The sequence below is a fragment of the Coleofasciculus sp. genome (assembly GCF_046565525.1).
Lineage (GTDB): Bacteria > Cyanobacteriota > Cyanobacteriia > Cyanobacteriales > Coleofasciculaceae > Coleofasciculus.
In genome coordinates this window covers 1-7,478 of sequence record NZ_JBKHUP010000193.1, presented here as the reverse complement: position 1 = coordinate 7,478, position 7,478 = coordinate 1, and the positions used below count along the sequence as shown (strand labels likewise).

Sequence of the window (7,478 nt, the reverse complement as noted above, 5' to 3'; positions counted from 1 at the left end):
CTAGTGGGGGTGGCTTTTCAATACTTAATTTAGCTGGAGAACCTGGAACGTTTAGAAGTATCAATGACCCAATTATTAGTGCTAATGGAGATGTGGAATTCGGGGATTACACCGGAGCTTCTCTCAAGATAGAAGCAACAGGAAGTATCATTGGGGGTGAGATAATAATCAATAATCCAGATATAGGGTTAGCTCCAAATCCTAATGATCCAGATGTTGAAATTTTACGAAATAGTCCAGCGCTTATTTTAAGGGCTGGATTAGATACCTTACTTTATGCTCCCAATGTACCAACATCAGCAGAAGGAACAACTTTTGACCCACCTGGAAATCCATCATTCCTACCTCCAGGAAGCATTCAGATAGGTGATGTTAATAATTCAGAGCAAGATAGGAATGGTGTTACAGTCATTTTAAATGCTACAGGCAACATTCAGACAGGAAGGCTGACAACAGACAACTTGGTTGGTGATGGAGGTTTCGTAAATTTAGAGGCTGGAGGTAACATTTCCACAGGTGGGATTTCTACTATAGCAGGCAACATGAATGGTGATGGTGGTGAAATTAGCCTAACCGCAGGTGGTAGCATTACTTTAACAGGAGACGTTCTCAGGTCTTGGTCTCCCCAAAATGGTAGTGATATTACTTTCACGGCTACAGGCGATATTTCAATTAATTGTACAAACACAGCATTTTGCGTAGAGACTTTTTCTGGAGGAATACCAGGAGTAGAATCTAGGGGCAATAGTGGTAACGTTACATTTATCAGTGAGGAGGGATCAATTAATGCTGGTGAAGCCTTGATCAATGCTACTAATGGTACTAATAATCCTGGAAATGTTACTATCAGTGCCAAAGGGAACATTTCTGTTCGAGAGATTTCGACAGGAATTGGAGAAAATGCCAATACTGGAGTTGACGGTGGTTCGATTACTATAATCAGTGAAACTGGCTCTATTAATATTGCTGCTCATGTGAATTCCGCTAACTCCAGCGCTACTAATGGTAACGGTGGTGATATTACTCTGGAAGCAGATAGAAATATTGAAGTAATTGATATCTTAGCAAATTCCAACGGTGGTAATGGTGGCAATATCACTGTTAAGGCTGGTGGTAACTTAACATTTGATGATATATCAACATTTGGTTCTGTCAATGGTGGTGATATCAATCTTACGGTTGACGGTACAGTTGATAATAGTAAAAAAGATCCCATTCTCAATACTATAGGTGGAATACTTTCCTGTTCTAGCCCAGATGAGCAGTGTAGTCCCGGTAATGGTACAGGAGGTTCTATTACCCTCAATGTTGATGGCGATATCTTGATGGGGGATATTAATTCTTCCGGTATATTGGGAGGTGGTGAGATTAATTTAACTAGCCGCGATGGAAGTATCGATACCAGCGCTGGCACTTTATTTACATCCTCAGATAATGGTGATAGTGGTTCAATCACCCTTGAGGCTGAAAACGATATCATAACCGCCACAATAGAATCCCCTGGCGCTGAGGGTAGTGGCAAGATTACCATCACTACCAGCGCCGGAGTGATAAACACTAGCGCTGGTACTCTATCAACAGCTTCTGGTAGCCAAAGTGGTGCAGTCAGTCTGGAAGCGAGTGACGATATTATCACAGGTAATATCAACTCATTTGGCGAATTAGGTGGTGGAGATATTAATCTGATCAGCAATAGGGGTAGTATTAATGCTACTGGAGGTTTTCTAGATACATCTTCTGTGGATGGTCAAAGCGGTAATATTACTGTTGAGGCTTCAGCAGGTAGCATTACCCTGAACACCGTCAAAGCAGGTTTAGCCGCAACTGACGCAGGTACAGGGAGTGGCGGAAATATTACGTTTAAAGCAGGTGGAGATATTATCGCCGAAGCAGATATCTTTGCAGGTGTAAGCTTTGGCGAAGGCTTTGGGGGGGATATTACAATTACCAGTAGTAATGGAAGTATTGATACTAGCGCCGGAACCCTTAACTCATCCTCAGAAAATGGCGCGGGTGGCGCTATAGTTCTTGACGCGGCTGACGAGATTAACGCCAGTGAAATTGATTCGAGTTCTACCAATGGGAGTGGCGGTAAAATTGACCTCTCGGCTGGAAATCGTATCAATATTAGTGACGCGATACGATTTGGCTCAACTGACAAGGGTGGCGATAGTCTAACTCTGAATACTCCGGGAGAAATTACCTTCCCCGAAACCCTTTCTATCGGCGGTGCGGATATTGTCGCGGGAAATATTAATCCTCTGAGTAATCTGGTTTTCTCCTCAGATGACAGTATCAACACTCAGGGAGGAAGTCTTTCCCTCACCTTCGCCGATGGTTTCAACGTAAATAACGCCATCTCCACCACAGGCGGGAATTTCAGCCTAACGGGAAGAGGCGCGATCGCACTCCAATCTCCTATAGATACGGATGGCGGTATGATTACTATAACCGGAAATACCATCGACGCGATCGCAGCCACTCTCGATTCCTCTTCTACCACTGGCGCAGGCGGTACGATTTCCCTGATGGCGGAGAATAACCTATTGGCGGGAACCCTCAACGCTTCAAGTACCATCAGTAGTAGCGGTAATATTAGCTTGGAAAGTCAAACAGGCGCAGTGGAAAGCGGCGACTTAATCGCGACGGGAGAAACAGGGGGTGGAGACGTTACCATTACAGCACGCGATCGCATCATTACCCAAGAAATCGATACCAGTTCTTTATCAGGAAATGGCGGAACTGTCAAGTTAGACCCCGAAAATGGGATTCAAGTTACCCTAATTAACGCCCAAGGGGGTACAGAAGGAACAGGCGGAACCGTTGACATTACCACAGAACAATTCTTCCAAGCTACTGGCACATTTACCGACCAAAATAACATCATTGCCAGCATTTCTACGGCGGGTGGTGCAGGTGAAGGAACAATTACAATTCGCCACGATGGTGGAGCCAGAGGAATATCCTTTGATGTCGGTGATGCGACTATAAACGGTACGGCGGGAGCCTTGACAACCAGCGCCAATAACTCAATTTTACCCTTCCAATCCTTTTTGGGTCCCTATAGCCAAGGTGTTATTTCAATTATTACCGCTCCAGACTTCCTGCAAGAATTACAACGGGTATTGCCCGAAGCTGATCCTCCCTCATCCTTAACAGTTACACTCTTAAGCCGAGGTTTCCCCTTAGAAGAATTATTTACCCGCGAATTTGAGAAATATCTGGGATTCTTCAATCCTTCCGTTAACACACTAGGGCAAATTCGGATAACATTGAGCAATATTGAGTCAGCCACAGGTCAAAAGCCTGCTCTGATTTATACCGTCTTTTACCCCACCAGAATTACGCCAGATTCCGGTTCTTTAACCAATCCTATTCCCCAAAATAATGACCAATTGCAACTGGTTGTAGTTACACCAACCGGGGAACCGATTTTCATGCCGATTCCTGGTGCAACTCGCGCTACTGTTTTAGCTGAAGCCCAGAAGTTACGCCGTGCGATTACTAATCCAATTACACGTAGTACCGACCGTTATTTAGCCCCAGCCCAACAACTCTATCAATGGATAATTGCCCCCATTGAAGACCAATTACAAACCCAAGGCATCCAAAATCTCAGCTTTATCATGGATGGAGGATTGCGTTCCATTCCCTTACTGGCTCTCCACGATGGCGAACAATTCCTGATTGAAAAATACAGTGCAGGTTTAATGCCTAGTATCAGCTTAACCGATACCCGTTATCGCGATATTAACGACTTCCAAGTTTTAGCAATGGGGGCGTCTGAATTTACCGACGCTGACCCCTTAAAAGCTGTCCCCGTAGAACTAGCCGCGATTACCCAAGAAATATGGCAAGGAGAATCCTTTCTTAACCAAGACTTTACCCTGGAGAACCTGAAAACCCAACGTCAATTACAACCCTTTGGAATTGTACATTTAGCCACTCATGGTGAATTTAAATCGGGACGCCTGGAAAATTCTTATATTCAGCTATGGGATACTAAACTACGCCTTGATCAACTGCGTGAGTTAAAGTTGTATGAACCCCCAGTGGAATTATTAGTCCTAAGTGCTTGTCGCACCGCCGTGGGAGATGAGGAAGCGGAGTTAGGCTTTGCGGGATTAGCGGTACAAGCTGGGGTTAAATCGGCGCTGGGAAGTCTCTGGTATGTCAGTGATGAAGCGACGTTGGGATTAATGACCGAATTTTACCGTCAGTTAGAGACAGCACCGATTAAATCAGAAGCGCTGCGACAGGCGCAACTTTTGATGATTCGGGGAGAAGTGCGGTTAGAAGATGGGAAATTATTGGGGAGTGGGGAGAGTATTACCTTACCCCCAGAGTTAGCACAAATAGGAGATAAAGATTTGTCTCATCCCTATTTTTGGTCAGCGTTTACGATGATTGGTAGTCCTTGGTAGACATCTGGCTGTTTGAGCGAATTGGCAACACCTCACCCCCAGGAGCGATCGCATCCTCTTGAACCGGGACTACCGGGGGCGCTCGCACTCCCTCAACCTCACCATTTCCCAAAACACCCAGGGGTGTACAATGTACACCCCCATTTTCATCCTCTACCCCTTCGCGCTTTCTTATACTTGCACCCTTGAATTATAAGTATAAGTATAGGATAATAAGTATAGGTAAGCAAGGGGTACGAGTATATGACTTTTTATTGGTTAGACCAAAACCTTTGGGGCAAAGGCAGACAACCCGCTCAATGGGAGGCACAACTTATCGATGAGGCATTACACTCTATAGAAGGGCTGACCCGCTCCGACTATGATCAACTCCTCCAATTGCGCTCACGCCTGACGGAGCAATACCTCCAACACGTTGGAGAATCCAGCCTCAAAAACTGTTTCAGCCGCCTCCACAAAGCCATCAAGATTCATTTTTCGCCCTCTTCAGGACGGCTCACTCAAGCCAACAGTGTTTCACATCCAACCAAGCATGAGCCTGTACATATCGCCCTGCTGTTGGTGGACACCCCCCAGGAGATCAAAGATAAAAACAATGCCCTCCACGGCGAAGCCCTGGAGTATAAGCACAGTAATGTCGCCTACATTGACAATCCAGACGCCATTATTGCTAAGGGACGAGAGTTACTCGAATTAGCCATAACCTCTCATCGTAAGGGAGATTTCTGCAATTACCGAGATTTGGGAGCTTCCTTGTGCCTGCTGGCAGGCTTACGTCCTGTGGAAGCTTTACGAGATGCTGTTCTAGAACCAAAAAGCAAATTTACTGTAATCATGGTTCAAGGACAAGCGAAGACCAGGGGAGAGGAACGAGTCTATGAAATGCCCACTCTGATTGAAGCTGATAAAGTTCTAGAAGGTTACTCCATACTCCGCTCAATCTTCGATGCCAGTGACCTGAATGACAATGAAATTCAATCTTATAAAAATGGGGTGCGCGACCATGTGATTATGCACTTTAAAGACTTAGTACCGACTCTGCAACGACTCAATGGCGAAAAGCAGGTTAACACTCAGCGATTGAGAGCGGTGTATGACGCGATCGCTACCTTCTACTATTGCCCTGCAAAAGTAAAAGACTTTGTGTTTGTCAAAGCCATCAACGGACACAAATCCCAGAAAGGGCGAAGCGATGCCGCCATGCACTACTTAGACTATCAAATGGCGGATAACGTGGTTGCCCAATACAATGGCAAACGCCAGGGCGTGAAACTAAGAGAACCTGGAGTTAAAGTCCTAGATAAGTTCCAAGACGAGGTTGAACCTATAAGAGTACCCGAAAACGATAAAATTGTTCAGATGAGGGTTTATCAAGGCGATCGCACTCGTCTCGCCTCATTCTCCGAAACCCTCAATGCTCCCAATCAAAAGGACACTCTCTCGATTGTGCTCAAGCTAGCAGATATCACGCTTCGCTTGGCTCAACAACTAGAGGTCGAACCCCAATACGTTGAAACTACCATTTCTCAACGCCTCCAAGAACACCAGGAATCATCTCCAGCAGTAGAACCAGACCTACAAAGCCGGTCAGAGGAAACGAGTGAAACTGTCCCTGTTGACGCTATCACTCAACTTACAGCCGCTCTCAATCGACTCACAGATCACCTCGAACAACCAGCACCAGCGGCTAAAACTTCCAAACCCCAACCCCAAGAAGCACCTACTTTCCCCTCATCTGCTCAAAGAGAACCCAAACAACGGAGTTCCGAGGTTTCCGAGGCTTATGTAAATAGGGCGATCGACGCCATCATGGACTTCAATAATGATCCTCATCATCCTCAACCCGATAAATGGTTCATCGGCGTCTCACCTTTGAAGAAGATTACCAAGCGCAATCAAGCCTTGATTGAGCGGGTCTTGCAGCAACGAGAAGCTGACCTTAACCAACACCATGCCCAACATCAACTTACTCCCACCCATAACTCCAAGGGCAGATTCGCCCCTAAAATTGAAGAGGTTATCCAGTTGGAATCTTGATCCGGTCAGGGAGTTCAAGAATGCGATCGCACTCGTGAGTGTGCCGAAAGCTTATGGCAGTGTCCTTTCTTGACTGCTTCTTGACTGCTCTGACGTATCGCACCCCCTTGTAACAATGCCAAATCAAAGCATCTTCGAGATACTTGCTCCTGGATCAGCGGCTAATACAATTTTTGTTGTTTTTGGCATTGGACTGGACTGACACTCTATCTAAGTCAAGGAAACCTAAAATGGGAAAGGCAAAAAAAAGAAAAAAAAGACAGCGCGGAAAATCACAGCAAAAAGAAAAATCACAGCAAGAGCAAATTCTCACCCGGACTAAAAAACTTTTCTTTGCACTATTTAACCATTCACCTAGCATAGTTTCTGATATCTTATCGGAAACTATGTCTAAAGTCAAAGAGGATTGTCCTGGAAACTATACAGCGCTGTGCGTTACCCCTTCATTAGACACATTCCCAATCGATTTTCAAGCTTTCTGTGAAACCTTTCACTATTCATCCGGTTGGGAGAATTATATAAAGCTTTGGACTCCTATACGAGAAACTCAAATAATCCCCATTCTTTTTACCTCTTATGACATTGGAACAACAACGCCGCCTAGTGATATCCCAGAAGAATTTAACTACGAACTTTTCTTAATAAATCGCCCACAGGACAAGAAACTACAAGTCTAACCTGCGCGGCGACTTCTTATCATTATCTATTTCTGGGCAATAGTAATAAACACCGTAACTAGCGTGTCTTTGCTGCGCTTCCATTTCGGAGAGCGGGAGTGCGATCGCCAAAATTCTCGATAATCAGTTCTTATGTCACTGTGACAACAATTTTGCTGGTGTCATCAGTCAAGTTAATATTGTGTCTGCTTACTGCTTGTTGGTTTTTTGAAACTGGTTTTCAAAAGGCGATTGCACTTCCTGATATTCTTGTATCCCCCAGATCCCGCATTTCTCACAAAAGGCGTGATTGCGAATAGCAGAAACCTTACCAGACAAGGATTTAAGCCCATTTCTTCAC

The 7,478-nt window shown here is 45.0% G+C and carries 3 protein-coding genes; all 3 read left to right on the top strand.

Annotated features, from left to right (window positions below; all coding sequences use genetic code 11):
• Positions 1-4,424 (top strand): CHAT domain-containing protein (locus ACLGGO_RS34565; protein ID WP_446422706.1); only part of this gene is annotated, 4,424 nt, incomplete at its 5' end.
• A 243-nt stretch (positions 4,425-4,667) separates the two neighbouring features.
• Positions 4,668-6,461 (top strand): protelomerase family protein, encoded by a 1,794-nt coding sequence (locus tag ACLGGO_RS34560; protein ID WP_446422705.1) that lies wholly within the window; start codon positions 4,668-4,670, stop codon positions 6,459-6,461.
• Positions 6,462-6,691: 230 nt separating this feature from the next.
• A complete protein-coding gene (locus ACLGGO_RS34555; RefSeq protein WP_446422704.1) occupies positions 6,692-7,138 on the top strand; it encodes a hypothetical protein in 447 nt (148 codons plus the stop codon).
• The last annotated feature ends 340 nt before the right edge of the window (positions 7,139-7,478 follow it).